The sequence below is a fragment of the Microcoleus sp. Pol12B4 genome (assembly GCF_036701385.1).
In the GTDB taxonomy this organism is placed as follows: Bacteria; Cyanobacteriota; Cyanobacteriia; order Cyanobacteriales; family Microcoleaceae; genus Microcoleus.
In genome coordinates this window covers 1-18,547 of sequence record NZ_JAUBQR010000021.1, presented here as the reverse complement: position 1 = coordinate 18,547, position 18,547 = coordinate 1, and the positions used below count along the sequence as shown (strand labels likewise).

General features: G+C 44.6%; 18 protein-coding genes. 8 read left to right on the top strand and 10 right to left on the bottom strand.

From position 1 onward, the window contains the following. Positions 1 to 276: 276 nt before the first annotated feature. The 7 genes from QUA38_RS05095 (at position 277) to ureC (ending at position 7,640) form a co-directional block, all read left to right on the top strand. The gene (locus QUA38_RS05095; protein ID WP_333159773.1) at positions 277 to 1,197 is read left to right on the top strand and encodes a radical SAM protein; all 921 of its coding nucleotides are present in this window, start codon (positions 277 to 279) and stop codon (positions 1,195 to 1,197) included. A 160-nt stretch (positions 1,198 to 1,357) separates the two neighbouring features. Then, positions 1,358 to 2,503, top strand: coding sequence for a photosystem II assembly protein (locus QUA38_RS05090; protein ID WP_333159771.1), 1,146 nt, complete (start codon positions 1,358 to 1,360; stop codon positions 2,501 to 2,503). Positions 2,504 to 2,577: 74 nt separating this feature from the next. Next, entirely contained in the window at positions 2,578 to 3,453 is an 876-nt protein-coding gene (locus tag QUA38_RS05085; protein WP_333159770.1) for an urease accessory protein UreD, read from the top strand. 162 nt (positions 3,454 to 3,615) lie between these two features. After that, positions 3,616 to 3,918: an urease subunit gamma gene (ureA, locus tag QUA38_RS05080; RefSeq protein WP_015179363.1), complete on the top strand. Its 303-nt coding sequence runs from the start codon at positions 3,616 to 3,618 to the stop codon at positions 3,916 to 3,918. A 33-nt stretch (positions 3,919 to 3,951) separates the two neighbouring features. Continuing rightward, a complete protein-coding gene (locus QUA38_RS05075) occupies positions 3,952 to 4,269 on the top strand; it encodes an urease subunit beta (protein WP_333159768.1) in 318 nt (105 codons plus the stop codon). 328 nt (positions 4,270 to 4,597) lie between these two features. Further along, positions 4,598 to 5,725 (top strand): glycosyltransferase family 61 protein, encoded by a 1,128-nt coding sequence (locus tag QUA38_RS05070; protein WP_333159766.1) that lies wholly within the window; start codon positions 4,598 to 4,600, stop codon positions 5,723 to 5,725. Between the two features lie 178 nt (positions 5,726 to 5,903). Further along, entirely contained in the window at positions 5,904 to 7,640 is a 1,737-nt protein-coding gene (gene ureC, locus QUA38_RS05065) for an urease subunit alpha (protein WP_333159765.1), read from the top strand. A gap of 137 nt (positions 7,641 to 7,777) precedes the next feature. Here the strand turns inward: ureC and QUA38_RS05060 are convergent, their stop codons facing one another. From QUA38_RS05060 to QUA38_RS05015, 10 genes are all read right to left on the bottom strand, one after another. After that, complete coding sequence (locus QUA38_RS05060; RefSeq protein ID WP_333159763.1) at positions 7,778 to 8,389, bottom strand: hypothetical protein; 612 nt, start codon at positions 8,387 to 8,389, stop codon at positions 7,778 to 7,780. 234 nt (positions 8,390 to 8,623) lie between these two features. Beyond that, positions 8,624 to 10,321, bottom strand: coding sequence for a calcium-binding protein (locus QUA38_RS05055; RefSeq protein ID WP_333159761.1), 1,698 nt, complete (start codon positions 10,319 to 10,321; stop codon positions 8,624 to 8,626). Between the two features lie 371 nt (positions 10,322 to 10,692). Continuing rightward, a complete protein-coding gene (gene crn3 / locus QUA38_RS05050; RefSeq protein ID WP_333159759.1) occupies positions 10,693 to 11,025 on the bottom strand; it encodes a CRISPR-associated ring nuclease Crn3/Csx3 in 333 nt (110 codons plus the stop codon). 43 nt (positions 11,026 to 11,068) lie between these two features. Beyond that, on the bottom strand, positions 11,069 to 11,998 hold the full coding sequence (locus tag QUA38_RS05045) for a DUF192 domain-containing protein (RefSeq protein WP_333159756.1): 930 nt from the start codon (positions 11,996 to 11,998) through the stop codon (positions 11,069 to 11,071). Positions 11,999 to 12,017: 19 nt separating this feature from the next. Beyond that, positions 12,018 to 13,748, bottom strand: a complete 1,731-nt coding sequence (locus QUA38_RS05040) for an NAD+ synthase (protein WP_333159754.1) — start codon at positions 13,746 to 13,748, stop codon at positions 12,018 to 12,020. An 87-nt stretch (positions 13,749 to 13,835) separates the two neighbouring features. After that, positions 13,836 to 14,129: an isochorismate lyase gene (locus tag QUA38_RS05035; protein WP_333159752.1), complete on the bottom strand. Its 294-nt coding sequence runs from the start codon at positions 14,127 to 14,129 to the stop codon at positions 13,836 to 13,838. A 70-nt stretch (positions 14,130 to 14,199) separates the two neighbouring features. After that, entirely contained in the window at positions 14,200 to 14,949 is a 750-nt protein-coding gene (locus QUA38_RS05030; protein WP_333159751.1) for an NrtR DNA-binding winged helix domain-containing protein, read from the bottom strand. Next, positions 14,910 to 15,509: a nicotinate-nucleotide adenylyltransferase gene (locus tag QUA38_RS05025; RefSeq protein WP_333159749.1), complete on the bottom strand. Its 600-nt coding sequence runs from the start codon at positions 15,507 to 15,509 to the stop codon at positions 14,910 to 14,912. The genes QUA38_RS05030 and QUA38_RS05025 overlap by 40 nt, the downstream gene beginning before the upstream one ends. 94 nt (positions 15,510 to 15,603) lie before the next feature. Next, positions 15,604 to 17,007 (bottom strand): nicotinate phosphoribosyltransferase, encoded by a 1,404-nt coding sequence (locus tag QUA38_RS05020; protein ID WP_333159747.1) that lies wholly within the window; start codon positions 17,005 to 17,007, stop codon positions 15,604 to 15,606. 210 nt (positions 17,008 to 17,217) lie between these two features. Beyond that, entirely contained in the window at positions 17,218 to 17,397 is a 180-nt protein-coding gene (locus QUA38_RS05015; protein WP_333159745.1) for a hypothetical protein, read from the bottom strand. 108 nt (positions 17,398 to 17,505) lie between these two features. On the opposite strand from QUA38_RS05015, the gene QUA38_RS05010 reads away from it, so the two are divergent. Next, positions 17,506 to 17,655, top strand: a complete 150-nt coding sequence (locus tag QUA38_RS05010) for an isochorismate synthase (RefSeq protein ID WP_333049849.1) — start codon at positions 17,506 to 17,508, stop codon at positions 17,653 to 17,655. The last annotated feature ends 892 nt before the right edge of the window (positions 17,656 to 18,547 follow it).

Sequence of the window (18,547 nt, the reverse complement as noted above, 5' to 3'; positions counted from 1 at the left end):
TTTTTCTTTTTCTGCCAGTTCTAGGTTTAATTCCAGCACTTTTCCTAAAATATCGTCGCTGTCAGTAACTCCGTAAGCTGCATTACATTCGCGATCGAGCTTAGCATGAAGTTTATAAAGTTGACTTGTTGGCTCATTAATAAAATGTTATAAATTAGAGTAATCCTCCACTCCTTTACTAACAGTTGTTTAGTGCGGTAAAGTAGTAATATCGAAGCGCGATCGCCTTTCTCATTCCTAAACGTTTGCGATTTTAATACGGTAGCAGGTTCAATCATGGTCAAGTCTAAGTATGAGGGATATTCCGCCGAAAAACACACCGTTTTACTCCGAGAAAACTTTGGCAGTGCCAAAGTGTATGCACAAAATGCACAGTCAGTGCTTAACAAAGCTACTGGATTTATCAATGCTTACGATTTTACGCTAAATCCCTACCGGGGTTGTCAGTATGGATGCAGCTATTGTTATGCTGCTGCTTTTAGCCCTAATTCAGAGATGCGGCAGGATTGGGGAAATTGGGTAATCATTAAGCAAAATGCAGCGGAACTTCTAAATAAAGAGCTGCAAAAATGGTACAAAAAACAACCCGGTCGAGCACCTAGCATTTACATGAGTAGTGTCACTGATCCATATCAGCCCATTGAATCTAAAGAACAACTAACTAGACACTTGTTAGAAGTGATGATTCCCTATCAACCGACATTAGTGATCCAAACTCGCAGTCCTATGATAACTAGAGATATCGATATTTTACAGCAATTTCAGCGCTTGCGAATTAACATGAGTATTCCCACGGGTAGCGAAAAAGTGAGGAAAGATTTTGAGCCTAAATCGCCGAGTATTCTTGCAAGACTCAAAGCTATTGCGAAACTGAAATACAGCTTTCCTTACCAAGAAAATTGCGAAGTCAGATTTTCTATAACTCTGACGCCACTACTCCCTACCTTACCCGAAGATGAAGCTAATTTTATTAGCAAGCTGGAAGTTGTAGATCGGGTGGTGATTCAGGATTTTCATGCCAGCAACGATCGATCGCTCATTGCGTCAACGCGAGCGGAAGCATTAGCTCTTAAACAAAAGTACGCTTGGTGGTACAATAGCGAACAACAGAGTTATCGCAAGTTTAAAAACAAATTAATTGCGATGCTTCCGGGAGTAGAGATTATGGAAGGTAAAGAAGGATTTGGCTATGAGTAATCCGCTAGTCAATTGGTGGCGTTCCCATAAGTTTAACGAAGCCGTTAAAAGTCAAAATAATCGAGTTGCCAAACAACTGTTAAAACAAATAGAAAATTCCGGGGCAAAACTCTCATGGCAGCAGAAGCTATTTAAAGAGCGGGTACAGCTTGAGAAGTTATTGCAGAAAAAAAATGACCGCATCAAAGAAGCCGATCGCCATTTAGAAGAATTAGAAATGCAACTAAGCTTCGGGCAGCTTGACGATTCGCTGGGTCGGATTGATGAATTAACCTTGTTTCCCCACCCAAAGTTTATTGAATATATTTCAAAATCTTTCAAATTGATAGACTGCGATGAAAGTATGATTCAATGCACTGGCATTGATGACAAGGTATTTACTGATTTTGAAAAACATTTGGCTGGCTTCATTAAGAACGAAATTAATAACTTGAGCCGTCAAAAAACAAATGTTGATTCTTTACTTCAAGAAGCTGTTGAGGACATACAAAGGCTGAAAGAAGGGCAAGATCCTCAATACAGTTTTGAACTAAGTCCTCACATCTATTTAATGAGGTATTTCCTCGATAACGTCTATTGTACATATCTAGCTTGGTTCCTGATTTACAAGGCTGGATTATTACCAACTAAAGTTAATATCCTTGATATAGCGGCGGGGCCGGGTACTGTTGCTTACGGACTCGGTTTGTTGCTGCAAAGCAGTAGCGATTTTTTTTCAATGCCGCCAATGCACATATCCTACTACTCTCTGGAACAGCAAAAAGCTTTTCAATATCGCGGACTCCAGTTTTGGCGGCAGTACATGGAACCCCAGGCGATGAATGCTTACTTTCGCTTTGACACTTCTAGTATCTTTGACAGGGCCAATCAATCTAAAACACTGCCGAAAAAATTTTTTGATTTTATTGTGATTTGTCACTGTTTTTTTAACGATGAGGAGATAAGAGAAAAATCATTTCAAATTTACAAGGATGTATTTACAAATAGCCTGAGCGATTCGGGTTACGTTTTGCTAATTATTCAAGATAAAAAGTTGCTAATGCCATACAATGTTCGTCGAGTTGAGGATTGCCAACAGGAGTTAAGTGTAGTACAAAAATTTGTTAATGAGCTGGGCTTAAACTTAATTTGGTATAAATATTTAAGTTCAATCGGCAGCAGGACATCCCATCCTAACTTTGGAAAGTTTGCTAGAGAAAATCTACCAGTACAAAAATTCATAAGTCCACTTTTCCGCCAACACTTTAAATTACCTTACGATCCGCATTATGGGCTTGATGACTATGTAATTTTGGCAAAAAAATGAATTTATAAAAAGAGGCAAATTAATCAGAAAATTCTTTAAAAAGTAAATTTTCAAAAACTTAATTATAAAAATCTGTGATTCAAACATCGACTGATACACCTACAAATAACATCCAAACTGGATGGCACGGCCGCCTAGATTTAGCCTACGCTAACCGCAGCGGTGCAACTCAAATCATTCATAATCAAATGCAAGCACCAATGAAGGTGCAGCGCCCGTTTTATCCTGAAGGTAAAGAGATTTGCCACACCGTCATCTTGCACACGGCTGGGGGAGTGGTTGGGGGCGATCGACTTTCCAGCCATTTTCACCTCCAACCAAACGCCAAAGCCTTGATTACCACGGCCGCCGCTGGTAAAATCTATCGCAGCAACGGACTAGAATCACAACAAAATATTGACATTCAGTTAGATACCGGTGCTATTTTAGAATGGCTGCCACAGGAAACAATAGTTTTTGACGGCGCAATATATCGGCAAAATTTGCGGGTAGAATTAGCATCAACAGCGAGGATTTTACTGTGGGAAATTACCCGATTTGGACGCAGTGCTAGGGGCGAAAAGTTCTTGTCTGGAGAATGGCGTTCGCACACCGAAGTCTGGCAACAAAACAGCCCTTTATGGATTGACAGACAATTGCTCAAAGGTGGAGAAAAAATGCTCGAAAGTCCTCACGGGCTCGGAGGAAAACCGGTAGTCGCCACCCTCGCTTGGGTAGGCGAACCAGTCACCACAGAGTTCGTGGAAAAAGTGCGAAATTTGCCATCTGAGGCAACAATTTATCCTGGTAATTCCACCGTAGGCGTGACTCGTATTCCTAACGGTTTGCTGTGCCGATATCGCGGTACATCCACCACCGCAGCGAGAGACTGGTTCGTCAGCATTTGGCACTTGCTGCGCTTATCTTTTTCAGAACGCCCTTGCTGTTTGCCCAGAGTTTGGATAAAATAGGATGATCTTTGAGTTTCAATGTAGAGTTGCCCTCCTAACTAGATTATTCATCTCTCTCTTCTCTTCCTCTGCGCCCTCTGCGCCCTTTGCGGTTTAATCATTCAGAAACAACCGCAAACGATATCATAACCAAATAATGCGATCGCACTTACAAGAATAAAAATGCAACTCACCCCCCAAGAAAAAGACAAACTGCTGATTTTCACCGCCGCCCTGGTAGCAGAGCGCCGGAAACAAAGAGGTTTAAAATTAAACTATCCAGAAGCACTAGCTTACATTTCCGCCGCCATTTTAGAAGGAGCCAGAGATGGCCTTACCGTCGCTGATTTAATGAGTTATGGAACAACTCTCCTGACGCGGGAAGATGTGATGGAAGGGATACCAGAAATGGTGCATGAAGTCCAGGTTGAGGCGACTTTCCCCGACGGAACTAAGTTGGTAACAGTGCACGATCCGATCCGTTAAAAAATCAACCACAGAGACTCAGAGGAGGAAAAAATGATTCCAGGAGAAATGATTGTTTCAGCAGGTGAAATAGAATTAAATGCCGAGCGCCCAACGGTGCGATTGCTGGTAGGAAATAAAGGAGATCGACCCATCCAAATTGGTTCACACTATCACTTTTATGAGGCAAACGAAGCCTTAGAATTTAATCGACAACAAGCAAAAGGAATGCGGTTGGATATCCCCGCAGGTACAGCAGTCAGGTTTGAACCAGGAGATGAAAGGGAAGTTCAATTAGTGCCGTTTGTTGGTAGTCGTCAAGTCTACGGCTTTAATGGAAAAGTTAACGGTCATCTGGATGCTGAAGTATGAAGCCAGAAGGTAGTTCACGATTGAGCTTTTAATTTGAAACTTTTTAACTTAAAAGTCAAAGCAGTTTAAAAAAAGAATGCAACGGTAGGTCCTCTCCACACTATGAGAGTGATCAGCCATCCCAATCCCAAATCGAAAATGGTATCACTTCTAGCCCTATGCCTGAAGAGTGACAAAGCCATATCACAACTTTTTCTCTGCCTTCTGTATAAGTTTCTTCTGCCTTTTTTTTGTTAGTTCAATCTCAGACTTTTGAGCTAGTTACAATCTGCTGTTTGGGATATAGCGTGGTTATTAAAACTGCAAGAATATACAGCAAAAGTGCGTGATGAACCCAAAATTAGTTGACCAGATAAAACAGGCATTGAAGCAGAGCTTGCTGGAAACATCAAGGCGTGTCTGGAGAACCCCGTTAGACAGACGCACCAGCATCAAACTGTTAGATGACAGCATCGTTTATAAAAAGCAGCACCAACCTATCAACATACCCGCATTAACCTCGGTAAACAAAGTGCCTTCTCGGTTTTTTGCCACGGAAAAAACCGTGTCTTTTGACCCAGATTATGTGTGGAAGATTTCCCTGAATCAAAAAATAAATTCTCTAACTATTTGTACGTCGGGCAACACGCTGGTGAATAACAAGTTGCTTTTAGACTTGGATTTTCGGATTAGCGGTGCGGGCATTCTCGAATGGCCTTACAAACCTAATAAAATTACCTATCCGCTGGTAGTTGCTCCTTGGTCGCATTTGTGGTGCAGTTATTATGATTTTATCATTTTTGTGCTGGCTAAACTTTGTCGAATTGAGGAGGCTTTAGGTAAGGAAATTTGGCAAGAAGCCAAAATTTGTTATCCTTTACGACATACAGATTTTGAGTTGGGCTTTATGACCAAACTCGGTATTCCTGAAAGTTCACTAATTGACACTCGGGCTAGAGATACGGGATATCATGCAGAAAGTCTGGTGGTGGGAAACAATCAAGACTGGTATTTTCCCAGTCCTTACGATATAGAGCTTTTGCGGGAAAAATTCTGTCTTAAGGAAAAGGTAAAGCCTTATAGAAAACTTTATCTGTCTAGAAGCGGCCGGCGCAAGGTTAAAAATGAAGTACAAGTGCGAGAGGTTTTGAAAGAATTTGATTTTGAAATTTTGGAAGATATCTCGCGCACTGTTGATGAACAAATTTGTCTGTTTGCAGAAGCGGCGGTGGTTGTCGGCCCTCACGGGGCTGGTTTTACAAATTTGCTGTGGTGTCAGCCGGGAACGAAAGTATTGGAATGCTTTTATGGAGGCTACACTCCGCCATATTTCTATTACATTTGCCAGCTATTGGGATTAGAATACTCTCGTATGGTTGATGACAACAATGTAGCGGAAGATTGGAGTTTAATTGGCATCGATATGACGGTGGATGTGGAGATTTTGAAAATGGAAATCCAGAAAATGCTGGACTAAATTTGTCCCTTCATAGCATTTTAGATTTGCGATTGGCAAGAATTGATGACTATCGGGGTTTTAAAGCTTGCCTAATGTTGTATTTTTTTTACTGTTTCCGATTGAGGAACTCGTCACATACTATAATTCAAGTGGGTCTCAACTGCTAACTAAAAATTTATTAATATTAGGAGCGAGCATGAGTTACAGAATGGATCGTCGCGCCTACGCGGAAACCTTCGGGCCGACTGTGGGCGATCGCGTCCGGTTAGCCGATACAGAATTATTCATAGAAGTTGAAAAAGACTTCACAACCTACGGGGATGAAGTTAAATTTGGCGGTGGCAAAGTCATTCGCGATGGCATGGGACAGTCGCCTATTTCTAATGCAGATGGCGCTGTTGACACTGTAATTACTAATGCTTTAATATTAGACTGGTGGGGAATTGTTAAAGCAGATGTCGGCATTAAAGACGGCAAAATTTACAAAATTGGTAAAGCCGGAAATCCTTATATTCAAGATAGGGTAGATATTATTATCGGGCCTGGTACTGAAGTAATTGCCGGTGAAGGAATGATTCTCACCGCCGGGGGAATTGACACTCACATTCACTTTATTTGCCCGCAGCAAATAGAAGTGGCGATCGCCTCCGGCATCACTACAATGATCGGCGGCGGCACTGGCCCTGCAACGGGTACAAACGCGACTACTTGCACTCCCGGGCCTTGGCATATGTACAGAATGCTGCAAGCAGCCGACGCTTTCCCGATAAATCTAGGATTTTTAGGTAAAGGAAATAGCAGTCAACCTCAAGGATTAGTCGAACAAATTTTTGCCGGTGCAATGGGTTTGAAACTCCACGAAGATTGGGGAACTACACCAGCAACGATCGACACTTGTTTGAGTGTCGCTGAAGAGTACGACGTGCAAGTTGCAATTCACACCGACACTCTCAATGAAGCGGGATTTGTAGAAGCCACAATTGCCGCATTTAAAAATCGGGCTATTCACACTTACCACACCGAAGGTGCTGGCGGCGGACACGCACCGGATATTATTAAAGTGTGCGGACAAGCTAATGTTTTGCCTTCGTCAACTAACCCGACTCGCCCTTACACTGTCAATACTTTAGAAGAACATTTAGATATGTTGATGGTTTGCCACCATTTGGATCGAGGCATTCCTGAAGATGTGGCTTTTGCTGAATCGAGAATTAGAAGGGAAACTATTGCTGCTGAGGATATTCTCCACGATTTAGGTGCGTTTAGTATGATTTCTTCTGATTCTCAGGCGATGGGAAGAGTTGGAGAGGTGATTATTCGGACTTGGCAAACGGCACATAAGATGAAAGTGCAGCGGGGGAATTTACCCCCCCTAACTCCCCCTAACCAAGCGGGAGAAACAGAGGGAATTAATGATAATTTTAGGGTAAAGCGGTACATTGCGAAATATACCATTAATCCGGCGATTACTCACGGAATTAGTCAGTATGTGGGTTCGGTGGAAGAGGGAAAATTGGCGGATTTATGTTTGTGGCGGCCGGCTTTTTTTGGGGTGAAACCGGAACTGGTAATTAAAGGAGGGGCGATCGCCTATGGGCAGATGGGAGATGCTAACGCCAGCATTCCGACGCCACAACCAGTGCATATGAGGCCGATGTTTGGCAGTTTTGGCGGGGCGATTGGGGCGACTTGTCTGACGTTCGTTTCCCAAGCTGCGCGCGATCGAGGTATTGCCGCACAGCTCGGTTTGCAAAAGCCCACTGTAGCAGTTTCCGGGACGCGACAAATTAGCAAAAGAGACATGAAACTCAACGATTATTTGCCACAAATGGAAGTCGATCCAGAAACTTATGAAGTCAGGGCGGATGGGGAATTGTTAACTTGCGAACCGGCAACAGTTTTGCCAATGGCGCAGCGATACTTTTTGTTTTGATGCTCAATCTTTTGTAAATAGGTGATTCGCTCATCAACCTCTTATTCCTCGTAGAAACCGGGTTAATGAGCGTAATTACTAACAAATAAAATGTCCTGGTGTTCCCAGGAAGTGAAGCAAGTATTCTGAATATAATTTTATTTGGACAAATTGAGCGATCGCACTATCAAACCGTGACACAAGAACCAAAAATAAAGTGCAATATTAATTCCGCTCAACAGCTTCGGTATTCCCTCCAGCAAGCTCGAAATTATTTCGTTTTTTAAAGGCAGCGCTTCTGCAAAAAAGGCAACAAATAACAAACCAACGCCACTCAGCATTAAAGGATAGGGAGTCGAGCGAATTTGTCTCCGAAAAGCTAATCCGTATGCAATTGCCAGCACGGCGTAAAATATGACAATTGTCACTTTCGGGAAACCCGCACGTCCCAGATGAACGTGGGTGCGAAAAACTTCATTGAACAGAAAGCAACCTACAAACAGTGCCGAATATAAAATAAATCGATTTTCTGGGCGCTCTGGTTGAATAATTCTCAGCAATCCAAAGGTAAAAGCGCACACCATTACCGATAAATAAAATAACATTTGAAACGCCAAAAAAAAGAAACCTGCACCCGGATAAGTGGCAGAGCAAGGCGGCAAAAATAACCCTTTTACTGAAGAACCGAACAAAATCAGACACGCCGTCACTAACCCAACTAGCACTAAAGTTAGACTATTGAACAACAATACAGTTCTGTAATTTGCCATAATTAATAACTAAAAGCCAACAACAGTATATTGCGCGTCAAACCATTTTTTGCTAGGGCTGGTGTATGGGGGTTCAGAAACCGGGTTTTTTACGAAAATACTGCGTTGTGACCTGCAGATTCGGTAAAAAACTCGGTTTCTCTGTCGGAGTGCGTAATTCCCGATCGTGTTCTTTGAGTAAAGGTGAGATATTCGGTGAAAGGACACAGCAGACAATTGAGCATCTGCAGATATCTAAACAGACACGAAATCTTCTGGGCCAATGAAATTGGGAGCAACGCCTGTCAAAGCAGCTAAAACTTCACCGCTGCTGGCTACTCTAATTAATGTGCCGTTGGTTCCAGGGGAAATTGATAGCTGTCCGAAGGTCAAGCCGTTGATTAATTGAATGGTATCTTGAGAGTTGCCGAAATCAGAGATGGTATCAATTCCCAATCCCGTACCTAAAACAAATACATCGTTGCCCGCGCCACCGCCAAGATTATCGTTTCCCAAACCGCCGTTGAGGGTGTCAAAACCTTTTCCCCCAGACAGGTTATCGCTGCCGTCGCCACCATTGATGATATCGTTGCCCCGCAAACCAGTCAGCACGTCATCGCCTGCCAAACCGTTGATGGTGTCGCTGCCGGGAGTGCCTGTCAGCTTGTCGTTGCCGGGAGTGCCGTTGATGTTGTTATCAGGAGGGTTATTGATGCCGCCTGAAGTGTTGGGAGTGTCAGCAACAAAGATGTCGGTGGTATTGTTGGTATCCCCCGGCACGAAGTTGGATGCACCAGATGCAAACGCCACAAACCGCCCGTCGGCGGAGATGGAGGGCTGAAATAACGCCTCGTCATACTGCCCCCGATCACCTGCTGAATCTACAGAGACGCGGGTGATAGTATTGGTTGACAAGTCCCGCACGAAGATGTCCTGTTTATTGTTAGTGTCTCCCGGCACGAGGTTGGATGCAGCAGAAGTAAACGCCACAAACCGCCCGTCGGCTGAGATGGAGGGGTTGAAGGAGTTTTCGTCCCCCTGAATGCCTGCTGAGTTTACAGAGACGCGGGTGGTAGTATTAGTTGACAAGTCCCGCACGAAGATCTTAGCTTGGTTAAAAAAATTGTTAGTGTCTCCCGGCACTAGGTTGGATGCCTGAGATTCAAACGCCACAAACCGCCCGTCGGCTGAGATGGAGGGACTGGAGGAGTCGCTGTTCCCCGGATTGCCTGCTGAGTCTACAGAGACGCGGGTGGTGGTATTGGTTAACAAGTCCCGCACGAAGATGTCGTCGCGATTGTTCGTCTCTCCCAATCGGTTGGAGGCATAAGAAGTAAACGCCACAAACCGCCCGTCGGCTGAGATGGAGGGGGTGAGGGAGTCGCTGTTACCCTGAGTGCCTGCTGAGTCTACAGAGGCGCGGGTGGTGGCATTGGTTGACAAGTCCCGCACGAAGATGTCGAACCGATTGTTAGTGTCTCCCGGCACTAGGTTGGAGGCATAAGATTGAAACGCCACAAACCGCCCGTCGGCTGAGATGGCGGAATTGTTGGAGTCGCTGTTCCCCGGATTCCCTGCTGAGTCAACAGAGACGCGGGTGGTGGTATTGGTTAACAAGTCCCGCACAAAGATGTCGTCGCGATTGTTAGTATCCTCCGGCACTAGGTTGGAAAAAGATGTAAACGCCACAAACCGCCCGTCGGCTGAGATTGAGGGATTGGAGGAGTCGTTGTTTCCCTGAGTGCCTGCTGAGTCTAAAGAGATGCGGGTGGTAGTATTGGTTAACAAGTCCCGCACGAAGATGTCGTTTTTATTGTTGGTGTCTCCCGGCACGAGGTTGGATGCCTGAGATTGAAACGCCACAAACCGCCCGTTGGCTGAGATGGAGTAAGCGCTGGAGAAGCCGTTTGCCTGATTGCCTGCTGAGTCTACAGAGACGCGAGTAATAGTCATAAGTCCTCACACTAAAATTGCAAATTTGGTAAATTCACGAGTGTTCGATCGCCCGAAGCTTCTGACAAAAAAGATTCGCGCGCTTGTAGGGCGATCGACTAATGTTTCTGAATAGACTTCTCCAAAAATTATATTATTGTGGCACAGACATCCTGCCTGTTCAAGACTTGCATTTCTGGAGCGGCATTCATAGCTGGATAGTCTGGTACACAATAGTTCGGACTATTCACTTAATACGCTCTAATTTAATCGCGACTCTCCTGGATTTGTGATAGAAACATTAGTGTTAGCGTGTCGCTAACGCAGGTAAGATGCCCCCCACCACGGGAAGTTTTATTTTTATTTATTATCACCTCAAACTCAGGAGAGTTTTAATCGCTCGGTAAACTCAATTTTAATACCTGTCCCACAGATACCTCATGCTTGTGCGTCGCTACTACCACCGCACCTTCTAATCGCGGATCGTAACATCCAACCCAAGCTGCAGGATGACATTCGTGCACTAAATACCCGTACAGCCAAATTGCTCCTCTACCTTCAATGACAATTCCTTGGCTGAATAGAACGTCTTGAGGAAGTTTCAAACCTTGTAAATCATCGGGTGTGATGATACCGTCTTGAGTTGTAATTCGCAAGCGCAAATGTTGGTAAGCTAAACCGTCTTGAGTTTGATTAGGGATTATTTTTAATTCAATAGGATTCATTGGATGCACAAATGTTGAATGCTGCGATAAAATCATATATCTTTTAGGGTAAATTGGGAATCCTATCGCCAACTTTGAGCCCCAATTGGGCCGCCCTTCCGCCTCTTAGTTCTATCACTCCGTCAACGGGAACATCCGGGCCGTAGTTGGGGCAAATTTCGCTCAAACACGGCGGTACGTTAGGAATTATTGCCTGCACTACGCCTTCCCGCAGAAAAACCATATCGAGTTCAATCAACACGTTTTTCATCCAAAAACGCACGTTTCGCGCTGGTTCGATCGGGAAAAACATTCCTCTGTCCTCCGGTAATTCTGTGCGAAACATTAAACCTGTGGCTTGTTCTTGGGGAGTTTTCGCCACTTCCAGTCCGATCGCGCGATCGGCTATAATCGTGTTAACTGAAATTGGCAAAAGCTGACCCGTATCTATTCCGCCAAACAGCGAAATAAAGTTGGATTCAGTCAAATTAGAATTTCCCGAAACAACTCCTAAATAATTCCCAGAGTTTTTATCTTTCATAATAGTTTGGTTGTCGGCAACAGAAAGCTCTAAATCGCTAAACTTCATGCCTTCTGTCAAGACAATTTTATCATTGCCGTTGCCAAAATCTGTAATTATATCGGCTTCAGTAATAGTAGATGCGGCGGCGGTTCTTTCAATCACAAATAAATCATCGCCTGCCCCTCCTGTCAAGATATCCCGGCCTTCGCCACCTATTAGCAAATCGTTACCCCGATCGCCAAAAATCCAATCGGAGTCTTGTCCTCCATAGATTGTATCGCTTCCCTGACCGCCAGACAGCGTATCAGCGCCTTCATTTCCTGCCAGCAAATCATTTTCCCGATCGCCAAAAATCCGGTCGTTCCCCCCCAAACCTTGAACAGTATCATTACCCGCAAATCCTCTAATCGTATCGTTGCTGAGAGTTCCCAGGAGAAAATCGAAGCCGAAAGTACCGTCGATGTTAACCATTTTGCGTTTAATGATGCGTTTAATAGAATGAAGATTTGGCGATCGGCATCCGCCAACCGGTACCAAAAGCTCGATCGCTAATTTTCAAACCAGGGGCTGCTTGCCGCCGTTTAAACTCCGCTTGCCTCACTAATTTTACTACACGTTTAACCACGGCTTCATCGTGTCCTGCAGCAATAATTTGTTGGGCCGATTCGTGAGTTTCTATAAACCGCTGCAAGATATCATCCAAAACATCGTAATCCGGCAAAGAATCTTTGTCAATTTGCCCAGGTTTCAGTTCAGCACTCGGCGGCTTAGTAATAATATTAACCGGAATAATTTCCTTTCCCAAGTCAGCCTGATTTTTAATCTTCTCACTCCCAGAATTCAGCCACCTACAAAGCGAATACACGCGAGTTTTTGGGACATCAGAAATCACCGCCAATCCCCCATTCATATCGCCGTAGAGAGTGCAGTAACCCACCGCCATTTCCGACTTATTGCCCGTAGAAAGCAGCAAATGTCCGAACTTATTAGAAATTGCCATCAACAGATTGCCTCGAATCCGCGATTGAATATTTTCCTCAGCAATCCCGAAAGTTGTATTGATAAACAAATCGGCGAGAGTGCGATCGTAAGTTTTCATTAAATCGCCGATCGGCAATAGTTCGATCGCGATGCCCAGATTGCGGGCTAATTCCAAAGCATCATTAACCGAATGATCCGAACTATAAGGAGAAGGCATCAGCACCCCTAGAACATTTTCGGGCCCGATCGCGCAACTGGCGATCGCCGCCACCAAAGCCGAATCTATCCCCCCACTCAAACCGAGTACAACCTTAGAAAAACCGCACTTGCGAACATAATCTCGCACTCCCAAAACCAAAGCAGCCCAAATCTCTGCATCTCCTTCTGCCGGATGAAAACTCAACGGCGCAGCCTCACTTCCTGCTGCACTTGGCTGATTGCTACCAAATAAATCTTGTTTAGCGGCGTCATATTCCAGCACCGCAAAATCCGTTTCAAAAGAAGCTAATACCTGAATCAAATCACCCTTTCGATTCACAGCAAAACTGCTGCCGTCAAAAATAATATCGTCATTTCCCCCTACCTGATTAGCGTAAATAATCGGTATCGCGCAGCGGATGACGCTGTGCTGCAACATCGCCGAGCGCACTCCCCGCTTCCCGGCACAGTAAGGCGATGCCGACAAATTAACCACTAAATCTACACCCAATTTTGCCAAATCGGAAACAGGATCGCCCGCATAACTGCGTTTACCCCAAAACTCTTCATTGTTCCACAAATCTTCACAAATTGTCACGCCAATTTTGACTTCGCCAATAGAAAAGTAATTGCTGTTTTCTCCAGGTTCAAAATATCTATCTTCATCAAATACATCATAAGTAGGCAACAAGCGTTTATGAAAAACTTGTTTGACAACGCCATTTTGCAACAAAACAGCGCTGTTAAACAATGATTTTCCACCGAGTTTAACAGCCTTAGCATTAGGTACGGCAGTGCCTACTATAACTGCCAACTTTTGTGGCAAAGCTTGCGCCAGTTGCTGCAACTGTGCACCTGCATCTGCAATGAAACTCGGATTAATTAACAAATCGCGCGGCGGATAACCGATCAGGGAAAGTTCCGGTGTTAGCAATAAGTTTGCGCCCTCAACCTCAGCTTTTTTCGCAGCCTCCAGAATTAGATGGGAGTTGCCCAAGATATCACCAATAGTAGGATTGAGTTGTGCGATCGCAATTTTCATATCACCAAATCACCTCATAAATATTGCTAACAGTCCGCCCGCGCGGACTCACTTTCCTATAGTTCTAGATTTGAATGTATAGAAACCTTACTCAGATTTGAAATGTTTCAACTCTTCCTCAATATAATAATTTACCAAATCCCGGTAAATATTTTCAACCACATCAGGATTCAAACCTGATTCTAAAGCCCACTCGCGCCGCTGCTGTAACATAGCATGAAAGCGATCGGGCGCTCTAACGCCAGCTTCACTCGTTTTGAACCTTGCTGCCGCGACGACGTATTTAAATCTCTTGCTCAAAGCGTCGATCACTTCTCGATCGATGATATCAATTTCCTCCCGAACTTCGTGAATATTAGCGCATTCATCAGGGTCTTTCATAGTCTGCACTCCTTAATAGCTTCTATTCTAATGTTACTAAATTGATCCCCGAATGTCATCCAAGAAACAGCTAGATAAACACCAGTGGCTTATTTTTGAAAGGAGCAAAAGCGACCGCATCAAAGCGGTACAAACTAGCAGGGCGGCCAGCCCCCCGCGAAACCTTAACACCGGTATCGCACAAAAAACCCAATTTTAACAATCGAGATCTAAAATTAGAATAATCAGAAAAATTTTCCCCCAAAATAGTTGTATAAAGCTGATACAAATCGCTCAAAGTAAAAAGCTCCGGCAAAACTTCAAAAGCTACCGGACTGTATTCAAGTTTGTTACGCAGTCGCCGGTATCCGTATTCGAGAATTTGATTGTGATCGAAGGCCAGCTTAGGAACTTGTTGCACGGGATACCAAGCAATGCCACCGACGCGGTGGCCCACACCCGCCACTACACTCCCAGCAATTAACTCAGCTTCCTCAAAGCGAACCAAAGCAAAATAACTCACCGAAAGATAACGATCGCCCCTGGTAATTTCCCGAGGATCGCGCCCCGGTTCTCCGAAAGTATACAATTGCTCCAGATACAAATTTTTTACCCGGATTTTCTCAGACAAAATCCGGTAAGCCGCATTTTCAAGAGACTCTCCCTCGCGCACCAAAGTACCAGGAAGACTCCAAGAATCGATAAACGGTTCGTCTTGCCGCATTACCAACAGTACCAACAAACGGTTCTGCACGGCATCGACGGAGAAAATCACATTATCTACTCCTACTTTAAAGTCCGCTAATGAGCAACCTTCGCCCTTTTTCGTGCCTCGTGCCATGCGTACAAATGCTCCCTATTGATGTAATCTTCGATGGTCGGAGTCAGAGCTTCCCTGTCTCCTGTTTCCCGATAGGAAGTAGAAGAAACATTGGGAGCACTCAAAGATGCGATCGCCACGTCTGCACCCATGCGCCTCAACTGCCACAAATCTAATTGTTCTGACGGATAACCCGGTCGCGGTACTATCAGCAACTCCACTTGTTTTAACAATTGTTCAAATTGGTACCAGCGAGACAGTTGCCCCACCAAGTCCGAACCTATTACCAACGTCAAATCTGCATCCGGCCACAGCAATCTTGCTTGTTCCACAGTTTCCACCGTCCTCGGACTACTGAGTTCTGGATGCAAGCAAAGATTGTGTCTCGGAGAATTAATTTCTTGAATTATTAACAGCAGCATTGCCGATCGGTGTTCTAGAGAAGTTTGGTGTGACTTAAAAGGATTGTCCGATGCCCAAACTGCTACCCAATCAAAATGTTGGGAAAGCCAACTCAGAATTGTTTTGTGTCCTGCTGTGGGCGGATCGGCACTGGTTCCAAAAAGAGCAATCTTCTGCATAGGGAATCGGTAATATTGTTAATAGTTAATGGGGAATTGTTGACTGTTGACTGTTGACGGTTGACTGTTGACTGTTGACGGCGTTGATTTATGACTACTGACTCTTTTTCGTTTTTTGGGTGAGACTCTGCAAATCTGTAGAAATTTCCACTGACGGCGAAATTGGGTTGTCAAGTTGACGAGTTTCGGGTCGAAGACTGGCGACAGAAGCAGCAGTTCGTTTCGCGATATCGTCCAAACTTTCCGGCTTCTGCACTCGTTTCCCATCCTTGACAACCAACTCCATTAATGGTAAGTAAGAATCGCAATTGTGAAGAGTTTCTGCTGACAATCCCAAACAATCTCCGAGAATTTGCCCATTTTCAATATGTCTAAAAATTTGCTTTCTTCCTGGATATGTTACCTTGCCGCTTGCCTCTTTCATCACCGGAATTCCGTCAATTTCCACCAACTTATAAACACCGTTCACAGGGGAACCGCTGACCAACTTCGTTCCCAAACCGTAACCGTCAATGCAAGCACCGCTACTTTTTAATTTAGCAATTTCTCGATCGTCCAAATCGCCGCTAGCAAAAATTGGAACGCCCGGAAGGATCGATCGAACTTCCCGCGACAGCACCGCCAAATCGCCCGAATCCAGGCGCACGCCTTCCAACTGCATTTCACCGCTGTTTACTCGATCGGCCAACATCCGCGCCGCCGCCACAGTATCATAAGTATCGATCAGCAGCGGCGCCCCCGGAAAATAGCGGTGAAAAGCTGCAAACGCCTGATTCTCGCTGCCTTCGAGGGCAGCAACAGCCATTACCAAAGCATGGGCGATCGTACCGACAGGCTTGCGGCCCAACTTCAAAGCAGCCAAAACATTAGAAGTTCCATCAAACCCCGCAGCCAGGGCCGCCCTAGCCGCCCAAACAGCAGCTTGAGGCCCAAAAGCCCTGCGCGTCCCGAATTCCAGCAACTTAGCCTCCGGGCCCGCCGCATCCCGCAGCCGCGCTGCCCGCGTCGCAATCAAAGTTTGATAATTTATGGCATTCAATAAATAAGTTTCCACTAACTGAGCCTGCCACAGAGGAGCCTCAATTCGCAGCAGAGGCTCGTTGGCAAACACCGCCGTCCCCTCCGGCACCGCCCAAACATCGCCAGTAAAGCGGGCTGTGGCGAGTAAAGTCCAAAATCGCTCTCCTGCACCGGCAAAAATTCCAGTGGACTGCAAAGCCTCAATTTGCGCCGGCGAAAACCGAAATTTTTCCAAATAATCGATAACTTGCGCCAAACCCATCGCGATCGCGTAGCCAAAACCCTCTGGCAGCCTGCGCGCGAATAATTCAAAACTCGCGGCCCGCCCATCGAGTCCTTCCCCAACGTAACAAGCGGCCATCGTTAGCTGGTAGAGATCGGTCAAAAGGCTGTAATCTGCTGAAGAAACCGTCAGTTCCCGGTCTTCTAATATTTCTTCAAAACCTGTGAGCTGCAGGCTTTCTGTCGCAGTTTCCATAAGAAAAACCCCGGACAAACTTCTTTTTTTTAATTATAGTGAATAATACCATATCTTTCTATAAAATTTTGATAAAGATTCCAGATATTGTCGGAAAAATTCGCTGATTATGCCCTTTAACACCTGATTTAGGTTAATTTATACATTAATATTATGGTAAAATCAATATAAATACTTACTTTAACAAACTCAGGAATTAACCACAAACACTCAAGCGTTGCGGGTTTTGTGCGAAAATATTTTGTTGCAGCCTTTGAATAGAGTGAGACAACCCGGTTTTTGAGGGTCGGAGGGCGATCGCGAGTGCTTGAGTTGAGCAAGGAAAAATCTACCAGCAAAAGGTCGATCGTCCAATAATGCGTAATGTCTCAAACCTTCAGCTTGCTTCATTGTTGCAGACCAATAAGTAATTCAAATAAATATTGCTAAACTCATCCACTGGCCAAAAATTCGAGTAATATTAAAAGTATCAGAACCCAGACAAGAGAGGCAGATTCTATGAATCTTTCTAAATCTTTGGCAAACGCGATGCGTTACGTCTCGGAAGCAGCGGTGCGGATTTTTAGCCCCAGCGATGACAACTATCCAAATAGTGGAGTTCAACCTTTTGAGGGTAAGCTCTCCAAAAGTTCTAAATCGAGAGAATGAACAGCCATTCAGGCATTTTCTAGTGAGTTCGGCACACGCATTCAGTTTAACAGTCAACAGTTAAAAATTAACTGTTGACTGTTAACTTTTGACTTTGACTGTTAATAGTAATTGTATGTGGGGTTTCTCTTCGTTCTACCCAATCTACAATTACCAATCATCAATTACATTGAACTTCCACAATTGACAAAAGGTATATTCAGTGTAGAGTAAGCTTTTGAAATAAAGATTTTTGCCCCCGGTTTACTGCGTATAAATTAGAGAAACACCAAGCCAAACTAGAATTTTTTGTTGCACAAGGGTTGGTTCAGTAATTTTATCAAAAATCAAACTATATAACAATCCTTGCAGGAGTCGTAAATGTTTTACCCCACCTCCTTGGACAAATCCCACCACATTTTAAGTTGCTACTTCGATACCTTAGAGTAATTCTACTCATTGACAAAAGTGTTTTTAGCTTAACTGGTGACCAATGTGTAGGGACTGGCCGCGGGCGATACCTAGCCGAAAGTTCGGGTCATTCCCCCGTCGGAAGATCGGCTGCAAGCTGGTCTTTTTGTTAGCTGAAAACTCTACTGCGGGTTAGGGTATTACCAGGGTTAATTGCCGTAAAGTGATTTTACAGGCAAGCTGCAAACAGGAGTGAGAACATTCAAGTAATTGCACGGAAGCTTTGAACGTTTGTTGGGAAATTGTTTGGGCCTCAATTAACTTGCAATGAATTTCCCCTTCAAATACACCCCTGCTTAAAGCCGCGATCGCACTCTCGAAAGGACTAGCTGATGCAGGTAAAACAAAACAAACTTTTCACTACTGAAGCGATCGATCGCTTATCTTCACCGGAACGCCTCGACGAAATGATGCAGGTGGTTAGTCCTCGATCGTGGCTGCC

Bases quoted from the DNA above. Each gene is read 5' to 3' on its own strand.
- QUA38_RS05095 (WP_333159773.1), top strand. From the start codon at position 277: ATGGTCAAGTCTAAGTATGAGGGATATTCCGCCGAAAAACACACCGTT.
- ureA (WP_015179363.1), top strand. From the start codon at position 3,616: ATGCAACTCACCCCCCAAGAAAAAGACAAACTGCTGATTTTCACCGCC.
- QUA38_RS05075 (WP_333159768.1), top strand. From the start codon at position 3,952: ATGATTCCAGGAGAAATGATTGTTTCAGCAGGTGAAATAGAATTAAAT.
- QUA38_RS05070 (WP_333159766.1), top strand. From the start codon at position 4,598: ATGAACCCAAAATTAGTTGACCAGATAAAACAGGCATTGAAGCAGAGC.
- ureC (WP_333159765.1), top strand. From the start codon at position 5,904: ATGAGTTACAGAATGGATCGTCGCGCCTACGCGGAAACCTTCGGGCCG.
- QUA38_RS05060 (WP_333159763.1), bottom strand. From the start codon at position 8,389: ATGGCAAATTACAGAACTGTATTGTTGTTCAATAGTCTAACTTTAGTG.
- QUA38_RS05055 (WP_333159761.1), bottom strand. From the start codon at position 10,321: ATGACTATTACTCGCGTCTCTGTAGACTCAGCAGGCAATCAGGCAAAC.
- crn3 (WP_333159759.1), bottom strand. From the start codon at position 11,025: ATGAATCCTATTGAATTAAAAATAATCCCTAATCAAACTCAAGACGGT.
- QUA38_RS05045 (WP_333159756.1), bottom strand. From the start codon at position 11,998: ATGGTTAACATCGACGGTACTTTCGGCTTCGATTTTCTCCTGGGAACT.
- QUA38_RS05040 (WP_333159754.1), bottom strand. From the start codon at position 13,748: ATGAAAATTGCGATCGCACAACTCAATCCTACTATTGGTGATATCTTG.
- QUA38_RS05035 (WP_333159752.1), bottom strand. From the start codon at position 14,129: ATGAAAGACCCTGATGAATGCGCTAATATTCACGAAGTTCGGGAGGAA.
- QUA38_RS05030 (WP_333159751.1), bottom strand. From the start codon at position 14,949: ATGGCACGAGGCACGAAAAAGGGCGAAGGTTGCTCATTAGCGGACTTT.
- QUA38_RS05025 (WP_333159749.1), bottom strand. From the start codon at position 15,509: ATGCAGAAGATTGCTCTTTTTGGAACCAGTGCCGATCCGCCCACAGCA.
- QUA38_RS05020 (WP_333159747.1), bottom strand. From the start codon at position 17,007: ATGGAAACTGCGACAGAAAGCCTGCAGCTCACAGGTTTTGAAGAAATA.
- QUA38_RS05015 (WP_333159745.1), bottom strand. From the start codon at position 17,397: ATGAAGCAAGCTGAAGGTTTGAGACATTACGCATTATTGGACGATCGA.
- QUA38_RS05010 (WP_333049849.1), top strand. From the start codon at position 17,506: ATGAATCTTTCTAAATCTTTGGCAAACGCGATGCGTTACGTCTCGGAA.